Here is a 24,106-nt window from a genome sequence, read left to right as displayed (position 1 = left end):
GAAGGGCACAAAACCACACAACCTTGACCAATGCGGTACCGCTCTGCCGAAGGCCGTTAAGACCACTGCGTACGTCCTGTCAGGTTAAGGAGTAGTAAGATCGCTGACGAAAAAGGGGCGATCGGTGCGGCTTGTGCCGATGAGCGCAGAGTGTTATATTAAAATTATACATCTCCACATTCATTGCATCTTTCTGCCACCGCAGGTTGAGCACTCACCGAACCTTGAGATCCTCAAGGTCCAGAAACTTGCACCGGTAGCCCTCGATATGTCTATCACCAGCGTCAGGAGCGCGCGCCGTGAATCAAGAGGATATTGTCGATATTTATCGGCTCTCACCGATCCAGCAAGGCATCCTTTTCCATAGCCTCTACACCCCGGAGACAGGCGTCTATGTCGAGCAGTATATCTGGCCGCTGCCCTACGCGATCGACATCGCGGCCTTTGCGCGGGCCTGGCAGCGGCTGATCGAGCGTCATGCAGTGCTGCGCACATCGTTCTTCTGGGAAGATCTGGACGAGCCGCTCCAGGTGGTTCATCGACGGGTCGACGTGCCGTTTGTTTTTCTGGACTGGCGGGATCTGCCCTCCGACGAGCAGGAGTCGCGGATCGAAGCGTATCTCGCTGCCGACCGGCGCAAAGGCTTTCAGTTCAACGCGCCGCCGCTGCTGCGGCTGTCGCTGATCCAGCTTGCTGACGACGAGTTTCGGTTTGTCTGGAGCTACCACCATATTTTATTGGATGGCTGGTCGGTGTCCTTGCTGCTCGGCGAGGTTCTGGCGGTCTACGAGGCGCTGCACAATCGTCAGCAGCCCCAGGCGAAACGTGTACGTCCGTACCGCGACTACATCACCTGGCTGCGGGAGCAAGATCTTGATCGCGCCGAGGAGTTCTGGCGCGACACGCTGCGCGGCTTTCGCACGCCTACGCCGCTTGGCATCGACACACCCGTGCCAGCGCCGATCGACGAGTCCACGCGCTATACGGAGCAGAGTCTTGTCTTCTCGCTGGAGAGCACGGCGGCGCTGCTAGAGGCGGCGCGGCAGCACCATCTCACGCTCAGCACGATCGTCCAGGGCGCGTGGGCGCTGCTGCTCAGCCGCTACAGCGGCGAGAGCGACATCGTGTACGGCGTGACCGTCTCCGGGCGCTCGCCGAAGCTGGCGGGCAGCGACGCGATGATCGGCGTATTCATCAACACGCTGCCGCTGCGGGTGCAGATCCAGCCTGCGGCAGCGCTGGCGACCTGGCTGGAGCAGATTCAGGGCCATCTGGCCGAGCTGCGCCAGTACGAGCACAGCCCGCTGCTCGACGTGCAGCAGTGGAGCGATCTGCCGCGCGGCACGTCGCTCTTTGAAAGCATCGTCGTCATTGAAAACTTTCCCTTCGAGAGCGCCGAGCGCAACCGGAGCCTACAACTGCTGCGCCGCACCAACTATCCGCTGACGATCATCGCCGAGTCCCGTCCGAACCTGATCGTGGATATTTCCTACGATCGCCAGCGCTTCGACGACGCGACGATCGCGCGGGTGCTGGGCCATCTGCGGACGGTGCTGGACGCGCTGATCGCCGATCCGATGCAGCGCCTTGGCGACATCTCGATCCTGACTGTCGAAGAGCGGCACCAGTTGCTCGTGGAGTGGAACGCGACGACGGCGGAGTATCCGCAGCGCGGCGACGTGTGCGATCCCTTCGAGGCGCAGGCGGCGCGCACGCCCGACGCGATTGCCGTGGTCGGCGCGGACCGGTCGCTGAGCTACGCCGAGCTGAATCGCCGATCCAACCAGCTCGCACATCAGCTTCGTGCCCTGGGCGTTGGCCCCGATGTCTGCGTCGGCCTGTGCGTCGAGCGCTCGCCGGACCTGATGATCGGCGTGCTGGGCATCCTCAAGGCGGGCGGCGCGTACCTGCCGCTCGATCCGGCCTATCCGCTGGAGCGGCTGGAGTATATGCTCCACGACGCGCGGGCGCTGGTGCTGCTGACCCAGGAGCGGCTGCGGGAGCGCCTGCCCAGCCACGGCCTGCACGTGCGCTGCCTGGATACCGACTGGCCGACGATCGCGGAGCAGCCGGACGATAATCCCCGCCGCGACGTGGACCCCGACCATCTGGCGTATGTGATCTACACCTCCGGCTCGACGGGCTGGCCCAAAGGGATCAGCATGCCGCATCGCGCGCTGATGAACCTGATCGCCTGGGGGCTGCGCGACTCGACGCCGGGGCAGCATCCGCCGACGACCGTGCAGTTCGCGCCGATCAGCTTCGACGCCTCGTTTCAGGAGATGTTTGCCACGTGGTATCGGGGCGGCAGGCTGGTGATGATCAGCGAGGAGATCCGCCGCGATTCGGTGGCGCTGCTGCATGTGCTGCGCGAGCACGCGGTGGAGTGGATGTTCCTGCCGTTTGTCGCGCTGCAACAACTGGCCGAGGTCGCCGATAGCTATGGCACGGTGCCCGGCGGTATCCGCGATCTGCTGACGGCGGGCGAGCAGTTGCAGGTGACACGGCAGATCGTCAGGCTCTTTGAACAGCTTCCGGGCGCGCGCTTGCAGAACTACTACGGCCCGTCCGAGACGCATGTCTGTACCGCGCATATTCTGGCGGGCGATCCACACGAGTGGCCCGCGCTGCCGCCGATCGGTCGTCCGATCGCCAACACGCAGATCTATCTGCTGGATCGGCAGCTTCAGCCGGTGCCGGTCGGCGTGGCGGGCGAGGTCTATATCGGCGGCGTGTGCCTGGCGCGCGACTACTGCAACCGGCCCGATCTGACCGCCGAGAAGTACGTTCCCGATCCGTTCGGCGGATCGGGCGGGCGGCTCTACAAGAGCGGCGATCTGGCGCGCTACCGGCCAGACGGCACGATTCAATTCCTGGGCCGGATCGACCATCAGGTCAAGATTCGCGGCTTCCGCGTCGAGCTGGGCGAGGTCGAGGCCGTGCTCAACCGGCATCCTGCGATACAGGACGCGGTGGTCGTGGCGCGGGAGGATCTGTCGCCCGCAGGCGGGCACCCGCAGAAACGGTTGGTAGCGTACGTGGTAGAACAGGGGAACAAAGGAACACCGGAACAAAAGCACAAAGGAACTGGGCAGCCGGAACCTGAAACGTGGAACGTGGAACGTGGAACTCGAAACTCCGAACTCCGCGCCTACCTGAAGGAGCATCTGCCGGAGTACATGGTGCCGAGTGTGTTTGTGGTGCTGCCCGCGCTGCCGGTCACGCCCAGCGGCAAGGTCGATCGCAAAGCCTTGCCGGCGCCCGACCAGGGCAGCTTCGAGACAACAGGCGCGTTCGTCGCGCCGCGCACGCCGACCGAGCAGATGGTTGCGGGGATCTGGGCCAGCATCCTGGGCGTCGAGCGCGCCGGGCTGCACGACAACTTCTTCGAGCTCGGCGGTCACTCGCTGCTCGCCACCCAGGTGATCACCCGCGTGCGCGATGCGTTCGAGGTCGAGCTGCCGCTGCGCGCGGTCTTTGAAGCGCCGACCGTCGCGGGCCTGGCCGAGCGCATCGATGCCGCGCGCACAGCGGCGGTGATCGCCGCCGCGCCGCCGCTGGTGCCAGTGCCGCGCGAGCAGCCGCTGCCGCTCTCGTTTGCCCAGCAGCGGCTCTGGTTTCTCGATCAGCTTGTGCCCGGCAATCCATTCTATAACGTGCCCGCCGCCGTGCGGCTGATCGGGCGGCTGGACGAGGCAGCCCTGGCGCGAAGTCTCAGCCAGATTGTGCGGCGGCATGAGGCGCTGCGCACGACTTTCATGGCGCGAGATGGCGCGCCGGTGCAGGTGATCACGCCCGACATGCCGATCCCGCTGCCGGTCGTTGATCTGCGCGCGCTGCCGGAGGCCGCGCGCGACGACCGTGCGCGGCAGCTTGCCACCGCCGAGGCGCAGCAGCCCTTTGATCTGGCCCACGGCCCGGTGCTGCGCGCCACGCTGCTGCGCCTGAGCGATACCGACCATATCGTGCTGCTGACGATGCATCATATCGTCTCGGATGGCTGGTCGATGGGCATTTTGATCCGCGAGCTGGCGGCGCTCTACTCGACCTTTGCCGGGATCATCAGCCCGCATGGCGCGAACGATCTGCCGCCGCTGTTGATCCAGTACGCCGATTTTGCCGTCTGGCAGCGCCAGTGGTTGCAGGGCGCGGTGCTTGAGCAGCAGCTTAGCTACTGGAAAGAGCATCTCGGCGGCGAGCTGCCGGTGCTGGAGCTGCCGACCGATCATCCGCGCCCGCCGGTCCAATCGTTCCGGGGCAGCACGCAGCGCTTCGTCATGCCCAGGGCGCTCCACGATGCGCTGATCGCGCTGAGCCAGCGCGAGTCGGCCACGCTCTACATGACGCTGCTGGCGGCCTGGCAGACCTTGCTCTACCGCTACAGCGGCCAGGATGATCTGCTGGTCAGCTCGCCGATCGCCAACCGCACGCGCCAGGAAACCGAGCCGCTGATCGGCTTTTTCGTCAACACGCTGGTGCTGCGCACGGATCTGTCGGGCAATCCGAGCTTCCGCGAGCTGCTGCTGCGCGTGCGCGAGGTGGCGCTGGGCGCGTACATGCATCAGGACTTGCCCTTCGAGTATCTGGTCGAGCAGTTGCATCCCGATCGCGATCTGAGCCGCCAGCCGATCTTCCAGGTGGCGTTCGCGCTCCAGAACGCGCCGCTGCCGCCGCTCAACGTCGAAGATCTGACCTTTATGGCGCTGGATGTGGACAGCGGCACGTCCAAGTTCGATCTGACGATGTTCATGTGGGAGCGTGCGGACGGCCTGGGCGGCGCGCTTGAGTACAGCACCGATCTCTTCGACGACGCGACGATCGCGCGTATGCTGCGCCATTTCCAGACGCTGCTGGAGGGCATCGTCGCCGATCCCGCACAGCCGATCGGCAGGCTGCCGCTGCTGGCAGAGCCGGAGCGCGAGCGCGTGCTGACCGCCTGGAACGCGATGCAGGCCGATCGCGCGGTGCAGCCGATCCACGCGCTGATCGAGGCGCAGGCAGAGCGCACACCGGCGGCGCGGGCGGTAGTCTTCCACGATCGCTTCCTATCGTACGATGAGCTGAATCGGCGTGCCAATCACCTGGCGCACGAGCTGCGCGCGCTGGGCGTCGGGCCGGATACGCGGGTAGGCGTATGCGTCGAGCGCTCGATCGAGATGGTCGTCGGCGTGCTGGGCGTGCTGAAGGCGGGCGGCGCGTACGTGCCGATCGATCCGGCCTATCCCCGCGAGCGCATTCAGTTCATGCTCGACGACGCACAGGCGCCCGTGCTGCTGACACAGTCGCGGCTCCAGCCGACGCTGCCGCAGACCGAGTCGCGGATTGTCTGTCTGGATACCGAGTGGGAGCGCATCGCGGGGCAGCCCGCGACTAATCCGGTGTGCCACGTCGATCCCTACCATCTGGCGTATGTGATCTACACCTCCGGCTCGACGGGCTGGCCCAAGGGCGTGCTGATCGCGCATCGCGGGCTGTGCAACCTGGTGTGGGAACAGATCGCGGCCTTTGGGATCGTGCCGGAGAGCCGCGTGCTGCAATTCGCGTCGCTCAGCTTCGACGCCTCGGCCTCCGAGATCTTCACCACGCTGGTCGCCGGGGCGAGCCTGCACCTGGCCGAGCGCGAGCTGATCCTGTCGCGGCCTGCGCTGCTACAATTCCTGCGCGACAGTGCGATCACCGTGGCGACGCTGCCGCCGTCGATGCTGACGCTGCTGCCGTCCGAGGAGGTGCCTGGACTCCAGACGGTGATCTCGGCGGGCGAGAGCTGCCCGGCGGAGCTGGCGCGGCAGTGGTCGGCGGGGCACCGGTTCGTCAACGCCTATGGCCCGACCGAGGCGACGATCGGCCCGACGCTGTATCATGTCACCGCGCTGCCCGCCGACGTGACGACCGTGCCGATCGGTCGTCCGATCGCCAATATCCGCGCGTATGTGCTCGATCCGTACGGAGAGCCGGTGCCGCTGGGCGTGCCCGGCGAGCTACACATCGGCGGGGTGGGCCTGGCGCGCGGCTACCACAACCGGCCTGCGCTGACCGCCGAGCGCTTCATCCCCGATCCGTTCGGCGGCGAGCCTGGATCGCGCCTGTATCGCACGGGTGATCGCGTGCGGCTGCTGCCCGACGGCAATCTCGAATACCTTGGCCGGATCGACGATCAGGTCAAGGTGCGCGGCTTCCGGATCGAGCTTGACGAGATCGCGGCGGCGCTGCGCCAGCATCCCGCCGTGCGCGAGGCGGTGGTCACGACGCACGGCGCGGAGTCGGGCGAGCGGCGGCTGGTGGCGTACGTCGTAGCAGAACAAAGAACAACGTTCAAAGAACAAAGCGAGCGCCAGGAACTCGAAACTCGAAGCTCCGAGCTCGAAACTCAAAACGCGGAGCAGATCACCCAGTGGCAGCAGCTCTTCGAGGAAACCTACCGCGAGGTCGGGCCGCAGCAAGATCCGACCTTTAATACCAGCGGTTGGAATAGCAGCTACAGCGGCCTGCCGATCCCCGACGCCCAGATGCGCGTCTGGGTCGAGCAGACCGTGACGCGGATCAAAGCGCTGCGTCCGCGCCGGGTGCTGGAGCTTGGCTGCGGCACCGGCCTGCTGCTCTTCCGCATCGCGCCGGAGTGCGAGCGCTACGTCGGCACCGATTTCTCGCGAGCCGCGCTGCACTCGGTTCAGCAGCAGGCGGCGCAGAGTCTACCCCAGGTGACGCTCTTGCAGCGCACGGCGGACGACTTCAGCGGCATCGAGCCAGGCTCGTTCGACACGGTGATCATTAACTCGGTGGTACAGTACTTTCCGAGCGGCGAGTATCTGCTGCGGGTGCTCGAAGGCGCGGTGGAGGCCGTGGCCGAGGGCGGCCAGATCTTCATCGGCGATGTGCGCAGCCTGCCGCTGCTTGAGGCGCTCCATGCCTCGGTGCAGCTCTACCAGGCGGCGTCGTCGCTGACCAAAGCCCAGTTGCAGCAGCGGGTGCGGGCGCGGATCGCCCAGGAGGAGGAGCTGCTGATCGATCCGGCCTTCTTCGTCGCGCTCAGGCAGCATCTACCGCAGATCGGGATGGTCGATGTGCGGCTCAAGCGCGGACGCAACGACAACGAGCTAACGCGCTTCCGCTACGATGTCACGCTGCACGTCGGCAAGCGTCCGACAGCGCACACAGCGGGCCAGCACCTCGACTGGCAGCAGGACGGGCTGAGCGTCGCCGCCGTGCGCGAGCTGCTGGCCGCGCACGCGCCCGAAGCGCTGACGATCGCGCACGTGCCGAATGCGCGCGTTCAGTCGGATGTTCGGCTGGCGGCGCTGCTGGCGGCGAGCGATGGAGCCGCGACCGTGGGCGATCTCAGGCGGGCGCTATCCTCCGGCGGCGTCGATCCTGAGGATCTCTGGTCGCTCGGCGATGCGCTGCCCTACGCCGTCGGCATCAGCTGGTCGGACACGCCCGACCGCTTCGACGTTACGTTTCGCCGCCGCGCCGCAGCGGAGCACGACACCGAGGCGAGCACCGGCTACACCGTCGATCTGGCACAGCTCAAGCCGTGGAGCGGCTACGTCAACAATCCGCTGCAAGGCCGCTTTGCCCGGCGGCTGGTGCCGCAGTTGCGCCGCTTTCTGGATGCGCGGCTGCCTGAATATATGCTGCCCGCCGCGTTCGTGCTGCTCGACGCGCTGCCGCTGACGCCCAATGGTAAAATCGAGCGGCGGGCGCTACCGGAGCCGGAGAGCCTGCGTCCGACACTCGATACGGGCTATGTCGCGCCGCGCACCGAGCTCGAGCAGACGGCGGCCGCGATCTGGTCGGATCTGCTCCAGATCGATCGCGTCGGCATGAACGACAACTTTTTCGACCTAGGCGGCCACTCGCTGCTGCTGGTGCAGCTTCACAGCAGGCTGCGCGACGCGCTCAGCCGCGAGATCTCGGTGATCGATTTGTTCAAGTACCCGACGATCAGCGCGCTCTCGGAGCACCTGAGCCACGAGGGAGCCGCGCCGGTCGACGTGGTCGAGTCAGCGCAGGAGCCGACGCCGCAGCGCTCCGAGCTACGGCGCGAGGGTGTGCGCCGCCAGAAGGATCTACGCCAGCGCCATCGCGCAAACAAGCAGCAGGTAGGAGATCAGGATGACGAGTGAGGATCGGGAGCAGGGCATTGCGATCGTCGGGATGAGTGGCCGCTTTCCGGGCGCGGCGGACGTGGAGACGTTCTGGCGCAATATCCGTGACGGCCAGGAGTCGATCGCGTTTTACTCCGACGAGGAATTGCAGGCGGCGGGCATCGACGAGCGGATACTGCGCGATCCGTCGTACGTCAAAGCCAGCGGCGCGCTCGACGAGATCGAGCTATTCGACGCCGGGTTTTTCGAGTACACGCCGCGCGAGGCGGAGATGCTCGATCCGCAGCAGCGGATCTTTCTTGAGTGCGCCTGGCACGCGCTGGAGCACGCCGGATACGATCCCGCGACCTACGGCGGGCTGATCGGCGTCTACGCGGGCAGCAACATCAGCACCTATCTGCTGGTCAATCTGGCGTCGAATCCTGAGCTGGTCGCGTCATTCAGCGGCTACCAGACGATCATCGCCAACGACAAAGACTATCTGCCGACGCGCGTCTCGTACAAGCTCAACCTGCGCGGGCCGAGCCTCAACATCAACACGGCCTGCTCGACCTCACTGGTGGCGGTGCATATCGCCTGCCAGAGCCTGCTCAACGGCGAGTGCGATCTGGCGCTGGCCGGCGGCGTCTCGATCACGGTGCCGCAGCGCGTAGGCTACTGGTACCGCGAGGGCGGCGTGTCGTCACCCGACGGCCACTGTCGGGCCTTCGACGCAGCGGCGCGCGGCACGGTCGACGGCAGCGGCGTGGGCATCGTGGTGCTCAGGCGGCTGGAGGATGCGCTCAACGACGGCGATACGATCCACGCGATCATTCGTGGCTCGGCGATCAACAACGACGGCGCGGGCAAAGTCGGCTTTACCGCGCCCAGCGTGGACGGCCAGGCGGCGGTGATCGAGGAGGCGCTGGCGGTCGCCGGGGTAGTGCCCGACATGATCGACTACGTGGAAGCGCACGGCACGGGCACGCCGCTGGGCGATCCGATCGAGATCGCCGCGCTGACGCAGGTCTTTCGCGCTAAGACCGACGGTATCGGCTGCTGCGCGGTCGGCTCGGTCAAGACCAACATCGGGCATCTGGGCGCGGCTGCCGGCGTTGCCGGGCTGATCAAGGCGGTCCAGGCGCTCAAGCATCGCCAGATTCCGCCCAGCCTGCACTTCGAGCGGCCCAATCCCAGGCTCGATCTTGCGCGCAGCCCGTTCTATGTCAGCGCCAGGCTGCACGACTGGCCGGAGCGCGACGAGCCGCGCCGGGCGGGCGTGAGCTCGTTTGGCATCGGCGGCACGAACGCGCATGTGGTGCTCGAAGCAGCGCCCGTGCCCGAACCCGCCGATCCGGGCCGTCCCTGGCATCTGCTGCCGCTGTCGGCGAAGACGAGCGCCGCGCTGGATGCGGCGACCGCTAACCTGCTGGCGCTGCTCAAGGCCACGCCCGACGTGAGTCTGGCCGATGTCGCCTACACGCTTCAGGTCGGGCGGCAGGCGTTCGACCACCGCCGGATGCTGGTCTGCCGCGACCGCCAGGACGCGCTCGATGCGCTGGAGCAGATGCATCCTGAGCGGGTGCTGTCGCGGGTGCGCGAGCCGGGCGCTCGCTCGGTGGTCTTTCTGTTTCCCGGCCAGGGCGCGCAGTATCCCAACATGGCCCGCGAGCTGTACGAGGTCGAGCCGAAGTTTCGGGCGACCGTCGATCGCTGCTGCGCGCTGCTGAGGCCGCACCTGCACCCAGAGGGTACCCGGGACCTGCGCGCTGTGCTGTTTCCCGACGACGAGACGCGCGCCGCCGAGGATCTGAGCCGGACGCGGCTGACGCAGCCCGCGCTGTTCGTGATCGAGTACGCGCTGGCGCGGCTGCTGATGGCCTGGGGGATCAAGCCCCAGGCGATGATCGGCCACTCGATCGGCGAGTATGTCGCGGCGACGCTCGCTGGCGTGTTCAGCCTGGAGGACGCGCTGGCGCTGGTCGCGCTGCGTGGGCGACTGATCGACGAGCTGCCGTCAGGCGCGATGCTGAGCGTGCCGCTGCCGGAGCACGAGGTGCTCGATCTGCTCGATCCACAGCTTGCGCTGGCGGCGGTCAACGGTCCGTCGCTGTGTGTGGTGTCGGGCGCGCACGGGGCGATCGACGCGCTCCATGAGCGGCTGATCGCGCGCGGCGTGGATTGCCGCCGCCTGCACACGTCGCACGCCTTCCACTCGGCGATGATGTCGCCGATCATGATCAGGTTTGCCGAGCAGGTCGGCAAGTTCGAGCGGAAAGCGCCCAAGATCCCGTACATCTCGAACGTGACCGGCACCTGGATCACCGCCGCCGCCGCGACCGATCCCGAATACTGGGCGCGGCATCTGCGCCAGACGGTGCGCTTCGCGGATGGCCTGCAAACATTGCTGGGACCGGACGGCACCACGCCGGGCCGGATTCTGCTGGAAGTCGGGCCGGGCCGCACGCTCAGCACGTTGGCGCAGCAGCAGCCGGGCCGCGCCGGAAGCCGGATCGTGCTGTCGTCGATGCGTCACCCGCAGGATCAGCAAGCGGACGAGGCGTTTTTGCTGAACAGCATCGGCAAGCTCTGGCTACTGGGCGTGCCCGTGAGCTGGCCCGCGCTCTACGCGGGTGCCCACGGGGCAGAGCGCCGCTACCGCGTGCCGCTGCCGCTCTATGCCTTCGACCGGCAGCGCTACTGGGTGGCCGCGCAGCAGATCCGCCCGATCGCGTCGGAGCCGGTCGAGCCGACCGCAGCGCCGGAGGCGACGGAATCATCGGAGGCAGTGCCGTTCTCGCTGCATCCGCGTCCCGATCTGCTGACGACGTACGTGCCGCCCGGCAGCAAGCTTGAGCGCAAGATCGCCGCGATCTGGCAGGAGCTACTGGGTGTCGAGCAGATCGGCATCCACGACAACTTCTTTGATCTCGGCGGCCACTCGCTGATGGCGACGCAGGTGCTCTCCCGGCTGCGCCAGATCTTCCAGATCGATCTGCCGCTGGAGCGGATGTTCGAGACGACGACGATCGCGCAGCTTGCCGAGATGATTCAGGACGAGCTGATCCTGAAGCTGGAAGCGCTGCCCGAAGAAGAGGCGCAGCTTCTCCTTGAAACCCTGGAAGATTAACCCGATCAATGTTGCTTCCACACGACCGATCAATCCGAATTGAACCGCAGGGCCGAACCGCCGGATCGCCCAGGACGAGGCAGCGCCTCGCCCCTACCAGTTCAATCAATCTATACGAGGCACACTATGTCTGAATCGTCAGCGCCCGACGATCGCGCGCTTCGCGGCGCTCAACTCTCGCCCGCCAAGCGCGCGCTGCTGGAAAAATGGACCGAGGGCAAGCTCGGCGCGAAGGCCGACCGCATTCCGCGTCGGTCGGAGGATGGCCCGGCCCCGCTCTCGTTTGCGCAGCAGCGGCTCTGGTTTCTCGATCAGCTTGTGCCGGGGAGTCCGGCCTATAATCTGCCGACGACCGTGCGGCTGATCGGGCGGCTGGACGTGGCGGCGCTGCATCGCAGCCTGAACGAGATCGTCAGGCGGCACGCGACACTGCGCACGACTTTTGCGCTGGCCGATGAGCAGCCGGTGCAGGTGATCGCGCCCGCGCTCACGCTGCCGCTGCCGTCGATCGACCTGCACCCAGAGGGTACCCGGCTGTCGGCCGCCGAGCGCGAGGAGCGCGTGCGCGAGCTGACCGATGCCGAGGTGCAGCAGCCCTTCGATCTGGCGCACGGCCCGCTGCTGCGCGCACGGCTGCTGCGCGTCGCCGACGACGAGCATGTTTTCCTGCTGACGATGCATCATATCGTCTCGGATGGCTGGTCGATGGGCGTGTTCGTGCGCGAGCTAGCCACGCTCTACGAGTCCTTCGCCCACGATCGGCCACAGCGAGTGCCCATGCCCAAAGGGCACCCGCATGGTACCGGGCTGCCGGATCTGCCGATCCAGTACGTCGACTTCGCGGCCTGGCAGCGCGAGTGGCTCAAGGGCGATGTGCTCGACCGGCAGATGGCCTACTGGAAAGAGCAGCTCGGCGGCGATCTGCCCGTGCTGGAGCTGCCGACCGATCATCCGCGACCGCCCGTGCAGACCTTCCACGGCGCGACGCTCTACTTTGCGCTGCCCAAGTCGCTGAGCGATGCGCTGGCCGGGCTGAGCCGCAGCGAAGATGTGACGCTCTTTATGACGCTGCTGGCGGCGTTTCAGATCGTGCTGGCGCGCTACACCAGCCAGGAGGAGCTGCTGATCGGCTCGCCGATCGCCGGGCGGACGCGGCCTGAGCTGGAAGGCTTGATCGGCTTCTTCGTCAACACGCTGGTGCTGCGGACCGACCTGTCGGGCAATCCGACCGTCCGCGAGCTGCTGCAACGGGTGCGCAAAGTGACGCTCGGCGCGTACGCGCATCAGGACCTGCCCTTCGAGCAACTGGTCGAGGAGCTGCATCCTGAGCGCGATATGAGCCGTAATCCACTGTTCCAGGCGATGTTTGTGCTGCAAAATGTGCCCTCGCAGGCGCAGAAGCTCACCGATCTGACGCTGCGCTATGTCGAGGCCAGCAGCGGCACCGCCAAGTTCGATGTCTGGTTTTCGCTCGAAGAGCGCAGCGATGGCCTCGGCGGGATCGTCGAGTACAACACCGATCTCTTCGAGGAGGCCACGATCCAGCGCATGATCGGCCATTTCGAGACGGTGCTCGCGGGCATGGTCGCCAATCCTGAGCAGCGTCTTTTCGCGATCGAGCTCATGACGCAGGCCGAGCGGCGGCAACTGGCCGAATGGAACGCGACGACGACGGAGTATCCGCCCGCCGCCAGCCTCCACAGCCTGATCGAGGCGCAGGTCGCGCGCACGCCCGACGCGGTGGCGGTGCAGTTCGAGGACGCGGCGCTGACCTACCGCGAGCTGAACCAGCGGGCCAATCAGCTTGCGCATCATCTGCAAGTGCTGGGCGTGGGCGGGTGCCCGCAGGGCGAGACGCTGGTCGGGATCTGTGTCGAGCGCTCGCTCGATCTGGTGGTCGGGCTGCTCGGTATTCTCAAAGCGGGCGGCGCGTACGTCCCGCTCGACCCTGAGTATCCGAACGATCGGTTGGCGTTTATGCTTGCCGACTCGCGGGTTTCCGTGCTGCTGACCCAGGCCGATCTCGTGGCGAGCCTGCACCACGTCCAAGGGGCACCCGGTACCCGCCACGCCGCGCATGTGCTCTGCCTCGACGCCGACTGGTCCGCGATTGCCGCCGCGCCGACGACCAATCCGGCGCTCGCTCTCGACGCCGCCAGCGCGGCCTATATGATCTACACCTCCGGCTCGACCGGCAGGCCCAAGGGCGCGATCAATAGCCATCGCGCGATTATCAACCGCTTGCAGTGGATGCAGGCTGCCTACGGTCTGACCGCCGCCGACGCGGTGCTGCAAAAAACGCCGTTCAGCTTCGATGTCTCGGTCTGGGAGTTTTTCTGGCCGCTGCTCACGGGCGCGCGGCTGGTGCTGGCGCAGCCGGGCGGCCATCGCGACGCCGCGTATCTGGTGCGCCTGATTCAGGAGCAGCGCATCACGACGCTGCATTTCGTGCCGTCGATGTTGCAGGTCTTTTTGGAGGAGCCCGGCCTTGAGGCGTGTACCAGCCTGCGTCAGGTGATCTGTAGCGGCGAGGCGCTGCCGTTCGAGTTTCAGGAGCGTTTCTTTGCGCGGCTCAATGCCCGGCTGCACAATCTGTACGGCCCCACCGAGGCGGCGATCGATGTCACCGCCTGGGAGTGTCGGCGCGACGACGACCGGCGCATCGTGCCGATTGGGCGTCCGATCGCCAACACGCAGATCCATCTGCTCGATCGATACGGCAATCCGGTGCCCGTGGGCGTCCCCGGCGAGCTCCATATCGGCGGGGTGCAACTGGCGCGCGGCTACCTCAATCGCCCTGATCTGACCGCCGATCGCTTCGTGCCCGATCCGTTCGCAGCGACTCCCGGCGCGCGGCTGTACAAGACGGGCGATCTGGCGCGCTATCTGCCCGATGGCAACGTCGATTTCCTTGGCCGACTCGACGATCAGGTCAAGCTGCGCGGCTTCCGCATCGAGCTAGGCGAGATCGAGGCCACGCTGCGGCGCTATCCCCGGCTGCGCGATGCCGTCGTGGTGGCGCGTGAGGATGGCGCGGGTGCCCTTGGGGCGCGGCGGCTGGTGGCGTATGTAGTCGCAAACAAAGAACAAAGCGGGAACCAGGAAATTGAAACTCCGAACTCGGAACTCGAAGCTCCGAACTCGGAACAGGTGACACACTGGCAGCAGGTCTTCGACAGCACCTATGGCGACGCGGGCGAGCAGAGCGATCCGCTCTTCAACATCGTCGGCTGGAACAGTAGCTACACGGGCGAGCCGCTGGCTCCCGAAGAGATGCGCGAGTGGGTCGATCAGACCGTGGCGCGGATTCTGGGGCTGCAACCCCGGCGAGTGCTGGAGATCGGCTGCGGCACGGGCCTGCTGCTGGCGCGGATCGCGCCGCACTGCGATGCGTACTGGGCTACCGATTTCTCCGAGCGTGCGATCCGCGATCTGCAAGCACAGGTGGGGCAGTGGCCCCAGGTGCGGCTCTTCCAGCGCTCCGCCGACAACTTCGGCGGCTTCGAGGCCGGAGCGTTCGATGTGATCGTCGTCAACTCGGTGGTGCAGTATTTTCCAAGCGTGGACTATCTGCTGCATGTGCTGGAAGGCGCGCTGCGCGTTGTCGCGCCTGGCGGCGCGATCTTCCTGGGCGATCTGCGCAGCCTGCCGCTGCTCGAAGCGTTTCACACGTCGGTCGATCTGCACCGCGCCCAGCCGACGCTCTCCGCCGATCATCTTTACCAGCGGGCGCAGAAGCGGCTCAGCCAGGAGCAGGAGCTGGCGCTCGATCCGGCGCTGTTCAGCGCGCTGCAACGGCACTATCCCGCGATCGACTACGTGGATGCGCAGCTCAAGCGCGGGCGGCATCACAACGAGCTAACGCGCTTCCGCTACGATGTCACGCTGCATGTGGGCCAGGCTCAGGAGCGGCAGCGCGTGCAGGATTGGCTCGACTGGCAGCGCGATCATCTGACATTGGATGCGCTACGGCGGCGGCTGGTCGAGACGCGGCCCGTGACGCTCGGCATTCGCCGCGTCCACAACGCGCGGCTGCATACTGAGACGCGCCTGCTGGAGCTGCTCGACCGCCGCGATCGGGACACGACGGTTGCAGATCTGCGCGCGGCCCTGGCTCCGGTGGATGGCGCGGTCGATCCTGAGGCGATCTGGGCGCTGGCCGACGAGCTATCCTACGCCGTCAGCATTCGCTGGTCCGGCGACGGCGCGGACGGCTGCTTCGACGTGGTTTTGCAGCGCCGCACGAACGGTCATCTACCCGCCGCCTTCGATCCGCCCGCCGACCAGCTCGACGAGCGCCGCCCGTGGAGCGCATACGCTAACGATCCGCTGCGCGAAAAGCTGGCGCAGCAGTTGGTGCCGGAGATCCGCAGCTATCTCAAGGCGCAGTTGCCGGAGTATATGATCCCGACGGCGTTTGTGCTGCTCGATACGCTGCCGCTGACGCCCAACGGCAAGCTCGATCGCAAGGCGCTGCCCGCGCCGCCGCCAGCGCTGCCCGATCTGGAAGACGATTTCGCGCCGCCGCGCACGCCCGTCGAGCAGACGCTGGCCGAGATCTGGGCGCACCTGCTGGGCCTGGAAAAGGTCGGCATCAACAATAACTTCTTCGCCATCGGCGGCGACTCGATCGCCAGTATTCAGGTTGTTGCCCGCGCCAATCTGGCCGGGATTCGCATCACGCCCAAGCAGATGTTCCAGCACCAGACGATCGCCGATCTGGCGCAGGTCGCCGAGGTGATCGCCGACGAGCACGATCGCGCTGTCTCAGGGCCGCTGCCGCTCACGCCGGTCCAGTGCCGGTTTGTGGTGGAGGGCCGGGCCGTGCCACGGCACTGGCGACGAGCGGCGCTGCTCGCAACGCCCGCCGATCTCGACGCCGACGCGCTTCACGCAGCCTTACAGCACCTCGTCGGCCATCACGACGCGCTCACGCTGCGTCCGGTCCACGACGCCTCCGGCTGGCAGCAGGTCAGCATCATGCCCGACGCAGCCCTGGCGTTCGAGGCCGTTGATCTGGCAGGCCGCGCGGCCAGGGAGCAGGATGCGGCGATCGAGGCAGCGGCGGAGCAGATTCAATCGCGTCTGGATCTGTCCAACGGGCCGCTCGCACGAGCGATGCTGTTCACCTGTGGCGCGGATGCGCCGGGCCGCCTGCTGCTGGCGATCCACCCGCTGCTGCTGGACGACGCATCGTGGTCGCTGCTGCTCGACGATCTGCGGGCGGCCTATGCTCAGCGCAGCCAGGGCCAGCCGATCGATCTGCCGTCCGCGCCGATCTCATGCGCCCAGTGGACGCATCGCCTGGCGAGCTACGCGCAATCCGCCGCCGTGGAGCAAGATCTGGCCTACTGGACCGTGCAGCGCTTTGTGCAGGCTGGCGGCGTGCCACGCGAGGCGATCGAAGACGAGCCGCTGGACGAGGCCGCGCCCGTTACGCTGACGCTCGACGCCGAGGCGACAACGACGCTCCTGCGCGATGTGCCCCAGGCGTATCGCACGCAGACCGCCGAGATTCTGCTGGCAGCCCTGGCGCGGACGTTCACCGGCTGGGCCGGATCGCGCGCGGTGCTGGTGGAGCTGGAGGAGCCTGGCCGCGCGTCGGAGCTGGCCGATCTGTCGCGCACCGTGGGCCGCTTCACGCATGTTGTCCCGCTGCTGCTGAGCCTGGACGCTCCCGATCCCGGCGCGGCGATCAAGGCGATCAAAGAGCAGGCTCGCGAGGCAGCCCGCCATGCGCTGGGCTACAGCGCGCTGCGCTTCATGCGCGACGATCCGGCGATTACCGAGCGGCTGGCATCGCTGCCGCAGCCGGACATTCAGTTCGCGTACGCCGAAGCCATCTCGTCGCCGGCTGCGGCGGACTTCGCGCTTACACGGAGCTACAGCGGCCAGCCGGATGGAGCGCCGCAGCCGCGAGGCTTGCAGATCACCGCCAGCGTCGTCGGGGAGCGGCTCGAAGTGCTCTGGCGCTACAATCCACGCGCCTACCGCCGCGCGACAGTCGAGCATCTGGCCGAGCGCTACGACGCCGCGCTGCGTCTGCTGATCGACCACTGTGTGTCGCCGTCGGCGGGCGGGTACACGCCGTCTGATTTTCCGCTGGCCGGTCTGGATCAACAGGAGTTGGATCGGCTGCTGGGCGGTCGGCGGCAGGTCGAGGATCTATACCCCGTTTCGCCGCTGCAAGAGCATATGCTGGCGCGGCATATCCACACACCAACGCCGGGCCTGTACGTGGTGCAGGAGGTGACATACGATCAGCAGCTTCACGTCCCGACGCTTGAGCGCGCCTGGCAGCAGGTCGTCGATCGGCATCCGTTCTTGCGCACGGCGATTGCCTGGAAGGGGCTGGAGCGACCGTTGCAGATCGCTTACGGTGGCGTGCGCGTGCCGCTCACGCAGGAAGACTGGCGCGGACTCTCGCCCGACGAGCAGCGCAGCCGGATCGATGCCTGCCTGGAGGCCGATCGGACGCGCGGCTTCGACATCGACGATCCGATGTCGGTGCGGGTTTTCCTGGGCCAGGTCGGCGATAACACCTACCACATGATCGTGACGGTTCACTACATGCGCCTGGACGGCTGGAGCTTCCGGCTGCTGCTGAGCGAGTTTACCGGCTTCTATGTCGCGCTCGCCACGGGCCGCGAGCTCCGTCTGATCCAGTCCTGCTCGTACCGCGACTATGTGGCCTGGCTTGAGCAGCAGGATATGGCGGAGGCCGAGACGTTCTGGCGACCGCTGCTCAAAGGCTTTCGGCGAGCGACGCCGCTGGTGGCGCACGCGCCCGGAGCTGTCACGCCGCAGGAGGGCTTTGCCAAGGAGCATCTCTATGTGCCCGCGTCGATCGCCAATGGCCTCGAAGCGCTCGTGCGGCAGCACCAGCTTACGTTGAACACGCTGATCCAGGGCACGTGGGCGCTGTTGCAGAGCCGCTACACCGGCCTCGACGACATCATGTTTGGCATCATCCTCACGGGCCGTCCCGCGACGCTGCCGGGGATCGAGTACATGGTCGGGCCGATCGCCAACGTCCTGCCGGTGCGGGTGCGCATCGCGCCGGAGACGCCGCTGCTGGGCTGGCTCAAAGAGCTTCGGGCGCAGCAGGTCGAGATGAGCCAGTACGAGTACACGCCGCTGCGGGCGATCCGCGAGTGGAGCGATGTGCTGAGCGATCAGCCGCTCTTCGAGAGCTACCTGGCGTTCCAGAACCTGCCGACCTTCGAGATTCCCGGCACGAGCTTCAAACAGTCCAACTCGTCGCGCTCGGCGGAGACGCTGCTGGCGCAGATGGAGTATCCGATGCGGGTCGATGCCTTTCCCGGCGTGGACGAGATCGGGCTGGTCATGTCGTACTACCGGCGCTACTTCGACAGCGCCACGGTCCAGCGCATGCTGCACGATTTCCAGGCGATCTTGGAGGGCATGATCGCGCGGCCTGAGCAGCGTCTCGGCGATCTGCTGCGGCTGATCTAGCGCTGCCGCGCAGCACGGCGGCCCGATCGCGCGATCGGGCCGCCGCTACACAATTTCGTGGTGTGAGATCGAGGGATTGTTGACGTTGGGTTCCAAGGGATGTCACAGGAAGATCAAAGACGCTGCCCCAAGATATTTGACAATCGTAAAGGCCAGCGCGGATGTTGCCAGAATCGCAGACACGCTGAGTGCAGCGGCAAGCACATGCACAAGACCACCAAGCGCGGTCCTAACGCTCGACGCGATGCCTTCCCGTCGTCCACCTTTCGCCACCAATATCCTTCTGTCAGTGCGAAATTCAGACCCTTAGCGAGCCGCGAAAACCCCTGGCGGCATAGTAAGATTCTGCTCCGTTGTGATACACAAAGACCCTGTCGTAGCGGCGATCACAAAAGAGGGCGCCGCCAAGCTTTCTAATATGAATTGGTGTTTTCACCCAGCTCGATGTTTTCAAATCGAAGTTTCCAAGTTTCTGTAGCTCTCGATAGTGTTCTTCCGCTAGCAGCTCAATGCCCATGGCCGCTGCCATATCAAGAGCGCTATCTTCTGGTTTATGTTCTTTCCGTGACTCCAGTGCTTCACGGTCGTAACAAACACTTCTGCGGCCTTTGGGACTTTCTGCTGAACAATCACAAAAGATGTATTCACCCGTCTTTGTATCATGACCAATAACATCCGGTTCACCGCCAGTTCGTTCCATTTCATTGAGCGACCACAGTTTTTCAGGGTTAGCTTCCAGCTTTGCTTGTACGTTGGTCCATGCAAGACCTGTATGGCGGTTCATGTTTTTCTCAAAACGGGCTTTTAATACGCTGAGGAGTTCTTCACGTTGTTCTGGCGGCAACGCCTTTTTGTTGCTATCAATGGTGTTCATACGTTTATACCTCCTTTGGTGATTGATTGTGGTTGATGTTGCGTGCCGCCCAACAAGCGATGAGGCGCTAGACGCGGTTAAAATCCGCAACCGCTATACCACAATAAATCAGATGCCGTACAACCGTTTCAACGGAAACGCCCGCGCTCCGCGCCTCCTGGTTGATCCATTCCCTCATAGCAGTATCAAGCTCATGGATTGTCAGTGAGTTACCCATAACATAACCTACCCACTCTCTTATCAACCGTTTCTGATGAGAATGATAGCACACCAGCAATAACGGTAGAGGATGGGCTGGGGTAGCCCATCCTCCGCGCAGAGGCTCATCGGCGAAGGGCTGCCTACAGCGGAATATCTTCAAGCGAAACCATGCCGTGCCGCAGCGCATAGAGCACCGCCTGGGTCCGGCTTTGCAGCCCAAGCTTGCCCAAAATATTCGAGACGTGCGCTTTGACGGTCTTTTCGCTCACCACCAGCGTGTCGGCGATCTGCTTGTTGCTCTCGCCCCGCGCCAGCGCTTTGAGCACCTCGATCTCGCGCTCGGTCAGCGGCTCGGCGACCGGCGGCTGCTCTTTCGGGCCGATCGCCTGCATCAGCCTGCGCGCCGCCTGTGGATGAAGATGCACCTCGCCGCGCTGAGCCGCCCGGATCGCCGCCGCCAGTTCGGCGGGCTGCACGTCCTTGAGCAGATAGCCGATCGCGCCCGCCTTGACCACCGCCGCGACCTGCGCGTCCTCCACGAACGACGTGAGCGCGATCACCTCTACGTCGGGGTAGCGCGTTTTGATCTGCTGCGTGGCCGCGATGCCGTCGAGCTGCGGCATGACCAGATCCATCAGCACCACGTCGGGCTGGTATTTCGCCACCGCCGCCACCGCCGCCATGCCGTTATCGGCCTCGCCCACTACCTCGATGTCGGGCTGCGTGGCGAGAAAGAGCTTCAATCCCTGCCGCACCACATTATGATCGTCGACCAACAAGATCTTAATCCGGTCCATGTTTTACTCGCTTTGTACCAGTGGCACCTTTACGACAACGTCCGTTCCCTGGCCGGGAGCGCTCTGCACGACACATGAGCCGCCAAGCGCCGCAGCGCGCTCCTGCATCGTGCGCTGGCCCATGTGATCGCCCGCCGCCGGCTGGCACGGATCGAAGCCGACGCCGTTGTCCCGCACGTGCAGCTCGACATGGGTGGTTGCGTGACATAATGTAATCTTGACCTGGCTGGCGCAGGCGTGCTTGCCCACGTTGGCGAGCGCCTCGCTGGTAATGCGGTACAGCGCCTCCTCGACGGCATCCGGCAAGCGCTGGCTGTCAAGCTCCAGCTCGACCTTGATCCCGGTACGCGAGCGGAACGCGCCCACGAATCGCTCGATCGCGGCGGCCAGCCCGGCCTCACGCAGTGCGCCCGGACGTAGCTCGAAGATCAGCGCGCGCATCTCTGCCAGCGCGCCGCTCGCCAGGTCTTGCACGGTTTGCAGCATCGCATCGGCGGCGGCAAGATCGTTGGTGGCGGTGGTACGCGCCGCCTGGGCGGCCAGCGTCAGCGAAAAAAGCGTCTGTGTCACCGAGTCGTGCAGATCGCGCGCGATACGCTGGCGCTCTTCCAGGGCTGCTAGCTGCCGCGACTGATCGACGAGCCGCGCGTGCTCCAGCGCCAGCGCCGCCTGGTCCGCGAAAATATCCAGCAGTTGCACCTCGTCGGCGCTGAAGTTGCGCGCGTGCTCGTAGAAGACCACGATGCCGCCATAGATCCGGCCTTTGACCAGCAGCGGCGCGGCCAGCATACTCTGGAAGGAAAGCCGGGTACGCTCCGGCACGGCCAGATCATGCTTTTGCCGCCAGTCGGCATCGCCGATGTCGGGCACGGTCACGGTCCGATTGGCCTTGATCGCGATACTGACGATCTGCTCGCCGATCTGCGCGCCGGACGCGCCGGACGCGCCCGGAATATCCCAGGTGTTGCGCAGCGTCAGCTGGCCGCTGCCGGGGTCAAGCTCATAGAGCGCGCACATCGGCGTCTCCATCAGCTCGGTCGCCTGCTGCACGATCCGCCGCAGCACCGCGTCGAGGCCCAGCGCCTCGGTCAGGGCCAGCGCGCCCTTACGCAGCGCCTCCGACTGGCGACGGCGCTGCTGCTCGGCGGCGAAGAGCCGCGCGTTCTCGATCGCGAGCGCCGCCTGCTGTGCAAAGCTCTCGGCAAGCTGCGCCTCCGCCGCCGTAAATGCATTCGGCTCCGTCCGGTCGAGCGTAATCATGCCGACCGCCTGGCCCGCGTAGCAGAGCGGCACGCCCATCCACGAGCGGATATGCAGCATGTGGTCGGCGTCGAAGTTTGGATAGGCGGCGGGCGCGTCGGGCAGCAGCACGGTGCGCGCCTCCTCGATCACGCGGCGGTTGGGATAATCGTCGGTGAGCGGGAAGCGAATGCCGCGCAGATCCTGATCGGTGACAAAGCCGCGCACGGCGATCACGCGCACCTCGTGCCCCTCGCGCAGTTGGACCGTGGCGCTATAGTAGCTGACGACCTCCTGAAGCTGCGCGAGGATCGTTTCGAGCACGGCGGAGAGATCGAGCGTCGAGCCGACCGCAGTTGCCGCGACACGCAGTGTTTCGGCCTGCCGACGGCGCTGCTGCTCGGCGGCGAAGAGCCGCGCGTTGTCAAGCGCCAGCGCGATATGGTCGGCGATTGCCTCCAGCAGCGTGATCTCGCGGGCGCTCAAGGCGTGGGCTGCCGCGCGCAGCACCACCAGAATCCCGGCGACATCGCCGCGCGCAAAGAGCGGCAGGGCCAGCAGCGAGTGAAAGCCCGCATCGGTCGCCAGCGGCTCAAGGCCCGGCGTGGCGCGTAGATCGACGAGCGCCAGCGGCTTGTGCTCAGCGACCAGCGTGGCGATCTGCGGCTGCTCCATTCTCAGCACGCCGCGCTCGTCGATCAGCGCCGCGTCGATGCCGCGATGGACGATCAGCTCCAGCTTTCCATCCTCGCGGGTGTAGATCGCTCCGGCGTCGAAATCGAGCAGATCGAGCACGTGATCGAGCGCCGACGCCAGCAGCGGCTGCGGCTCAAGCGACGCGGCGACGGCAGCGGCGATGGCGTTCAGGACCATCAGTTCGCGCGCGCGGTCGGCCAGTAGTTCGCGCTCCAGCAGCGGCTCGGCTGGAAGTTTCCGTTTTGCCATACGCATCCGTTAGATCTCGTCGGCGTCGGCGCTGTCACTGGGGGTGGGCAGTGGCGCTGCCACAGCGTCATCGATCGCCCGGTCGAGGTTGAGCGCCGGACCCGCTCCGCCGAGCCAGGCCAGGAACTCGCGGTTGCCCGCCGGTCCGGTGATCGGCGAGACGGTCAGGCCGTGCGGCGGAAGATGCCTTCCGGCGGCAAACGCCAGCACGTCGTGCAGCACCCGGCGATGGACACGTGGCTCGCGCACCACGCCGCCGCGCCCGACATCCTGCGGCCCGGCCTCGAACTGCGGCTTGATCAGCGCGACGATCCAGGCGTTCGGCTGCAAGAGCTGCTGCATCGCGGGCAGCACCAGCTTCAGCGAGATAAACGACACATCGACCACGCCGCAATCGGCCAGCGCGCCGCCGGGCAGCGCCGTAAGCTGGCGAATGTTGGTGCGCTCCAGCACGACCACGCGCTCATCGGTCCGCAGGCGGTAGTCTAGCTGACCATAGCCCACGTCGATCGCGACGACCTGACGCGCACCGCGTTGCAGCAGCACATCGGTAAAGCCGCCGGTACACGCGCCCACATCGATCGCTGATCGGCCCTGCACATCCAGCCCAAAGGTCGTCAGCGCGTGTGCCAGCTTGAAGCCGCCCCGCCCGACGAAGGGCAGCGCGCCGCGCACCTCGATCGCGGCCTCGACATCGATCTGCTCGCCTGCTTTGGTGCGCTTCTGCCCGTTGACGAAGACGCTCCCGGCCAGAATCAATGCCTGCGCTTTCGCGCGCGTCGGCACCAGGTTGCGCTCAACTAATACCAGATCGAGTCGTTGTTTCATCGGTTTATGCCGCTAGCGCCCGTTCCAAGGTTCAAGCTTCAAGTTTCGGGTTTCGAGTTGTTCTTTGTTCTGCGTCAGGCCCCCACACTCCCGGCCTGACGGCCCTTTGTTCCTTCGTCCGCTAGCGTTTGCCGCGCAGCTCTTGCTCTAGCTCGGCGATATAGTGGCGCAGCCAGGGCGGTGTCTCCGTGCCCATGTGGCTGGCCTGCATACGGAGCTGGCGGATATGCCGTTGCAGCGCGCTGTGCTCGTCCGGCGACGCGGGCGGCTCTGCCACGGCGGCGACGGTCAGGTCATCCCGGCGATCAAGGTAGCTGGCGATAATCTTTGTCACCACATCGCTCACGTCGGCCTGCTCCTGCTGGCACAGCGCCAGCAAGCGCTCCCGCTCGTTCGCGGTCAGCAGCAGCCGCACGGCAATCGAAAAGCGACCTTCATCATGCATACGCGCATTATAGGCGCTGCTCTCATGCACCGCAAACGTGCTCCATGAAACGTTCGATCGCTGTGTGGCGTATTGGCAGCAGGTCGA

The 24,106-nt window shown here is 65.8% G+C and carries 8 protein-coding genes; 3 read left to right on the top strand and 5 right to left on the bottom strand.

Annotated elements, in window-relative coordinates:
* Positions 1–299: 299 nt before the first annotated feature.
* The 3 genes from VFZ66_25605 to VFZ66_25595 all read left to right on the top strand — a co-directional run bounded on the left by VFZ66_25605 (position 300) and on the right by VFZ66_25595 (position 18,690).
* Positions 300–8,123: an amino acid adenylation domain-containing protein gene (locus VFZ66_25605; GenBank protein ID HEX6292587.1), complete on the top strand. Its 7,824-nt coding sequence runs from the start codon at positions 300–302 to the stop codon at positions 8,121–8,123.
* Positions 8,113–11,214 (top strand): beta-ketoacyl synthase N-terminal-like domain-containing protein, encoded by a 3,102-nt coding sequence (locus tag VFZ66_25600; protein HEX6292586.1) that lies wholly within the window; start codon positions 8,113–8,115, stop codon positions 11,212–11,214. Before VFZ66_25605 ends, VFZ66_25600 begins: the two co-directional genes overlap by 11 nt.
* A gap of 126 nt (positions 11,215–11,340) precedes the next feature.
* Positions 11,341–18,690 carry an amino acid adenylation domain-containing protein gene (locus VFZ66_25595; protein ID HEX6292585.1) on the top strand — a complete coding sequence of 2,450 codons (7,350 nt, stop codon included), beginning with the start codon at positions 11,341–11,343 and terminating at the stop codon, positions 18,688–18,690.
* A gap of 298 nt (positions 18,691–18,988) precedes the next feature.
* Here the strand turns inward: VFZ66_25595 and VFZ66_25590 are convergent, their stop codons facing one another.
* The 5 genes from VFZ66_25590 to VFZ66_25570 form a co-directional block, all read right to left on the bottom strand.
* Positions 18,989–19,564 carry a DUF4256 domain-containing protein gene (locus VFZ66_25590; GenBank protein ID HEX6292584.1) on the bottom strand — a complete coding sequence of 192 codons (576 nt, stop codon included), beginning with the start codon at positions 19,562–19,564 and terminating at the stop codon, positions 18,989–18,991.
* Positions 19,565–19,905: 341 nt separating this feature from the next.
* Positions 19,906–20,562: a response regulator transcription factor gene (locus tag VFZ66_25585; GenBank protein ID HEX6292583.1), complete on the bottom strand. Its 657-nt coding sequence runs from the start codon at positions 20,560–20,562 to the stop codon at positions 19,906–19,908.
* 3 nt (positions 20,563–20,565) lie between these two features.
* Positions 20,566–22,746 (bottom strand): GAF domain-containing protein, encoded by a 2,181-nt coding sequence (locus VFZ66_25580; GenBank protein HEX6292582.1) that lies wholly within the window; start codon positions 22,744–22,746, stop codon positions 20,566–20,568.
* Between the two features lie 9 nt (positions 22,747–22,755).
* Positions 22,756–23,574, bottom strand: coding sequence for a TlyA family RNA methyltransferase (locus VFZ66_25575; GenBank protein HEX6292581.1), 819 nt, complete (start codon positions 23,572–23,574; stop codon positions 22,756–22,758).
* A gap of 121 nt (positions 23,575–23,695) precedes the next feature.
* Positions 23,696–24,019, bottom strand: coding sequence for a hypothetical protein (locus VFZ66_25570; GenBank protein HEX6292580.1), 324 nt, complete (start codon positions 24,017–24,019; stop codon positions 23,696–23,698).
* Positions 24,020–24,106 lie beyond the last annotated feature (87 nt).

It is taken from the genome of Herpetosiphonaceae bacterium (genome assembly GCA_036374795.1).
In the GTDB taxonomy this organism is placed as follows: domain Bacteria; phylum Chloroflexota; class Chloroflexia; order Chloroflexales; family Kallotenuaceae; genus LB3-1.
This window is presented reverse-complemented; position numbering and strand designations above follow the sequence as displayed.

Bases quoted from the DNA above. Each gene is read 5' to 3' on its own strand.
- VFZ66_25600 (HEX6292586.1), top strand. From the start codon at position 8,113: ATGACGAGTGAGGATCGGGAGCAGGGCATTGCGATCGTCGGGATGAGT.
- VFZ66_25595 (HEX6292585.1), top strand. From the start codon at position 11,341: ATGTCTGAATCGTCAGCGCCCGACGATCGCGCGCTTCGCGGCGCTCAA.
- VFZ66_25590 (HEX6292584.1), bottom strand. From the start codon at position 19,564: ATGAACACCATTGATAGCAACAAAAAGGCGTTGCCGCCAGAACAACGT.
- VFZ66_25575 (HEX6292581.1), bottom strand. From the start codon at position 23,574: ATGAAACAACGACTCGATCTGGTATTAGTTGAGCGCAACCTGGTGCCG.
- VFZ66_25585 (HEX6292583.1), bottom strand. From the start codon at position 20,562: ATGGACCGGATTAAGATCTTGTTGGTCGACGATCATAATGTGGTGCGG.
- VFZ66_25580 (HEX6292582.1), bottom strand. From the start codon at position 22,746: ATGGCAAAACGGAAACTTCCAGCCGAGCCGCTGCTGGAGCGCGAACTA.
- VFZ66_25570 (HEX6292580.1), bottom strand. From the start codon at position 24,019: ATGCATGATGAAGGTCGCTTTTCGATTGCCGTGCGGCTGCTGCTGACC.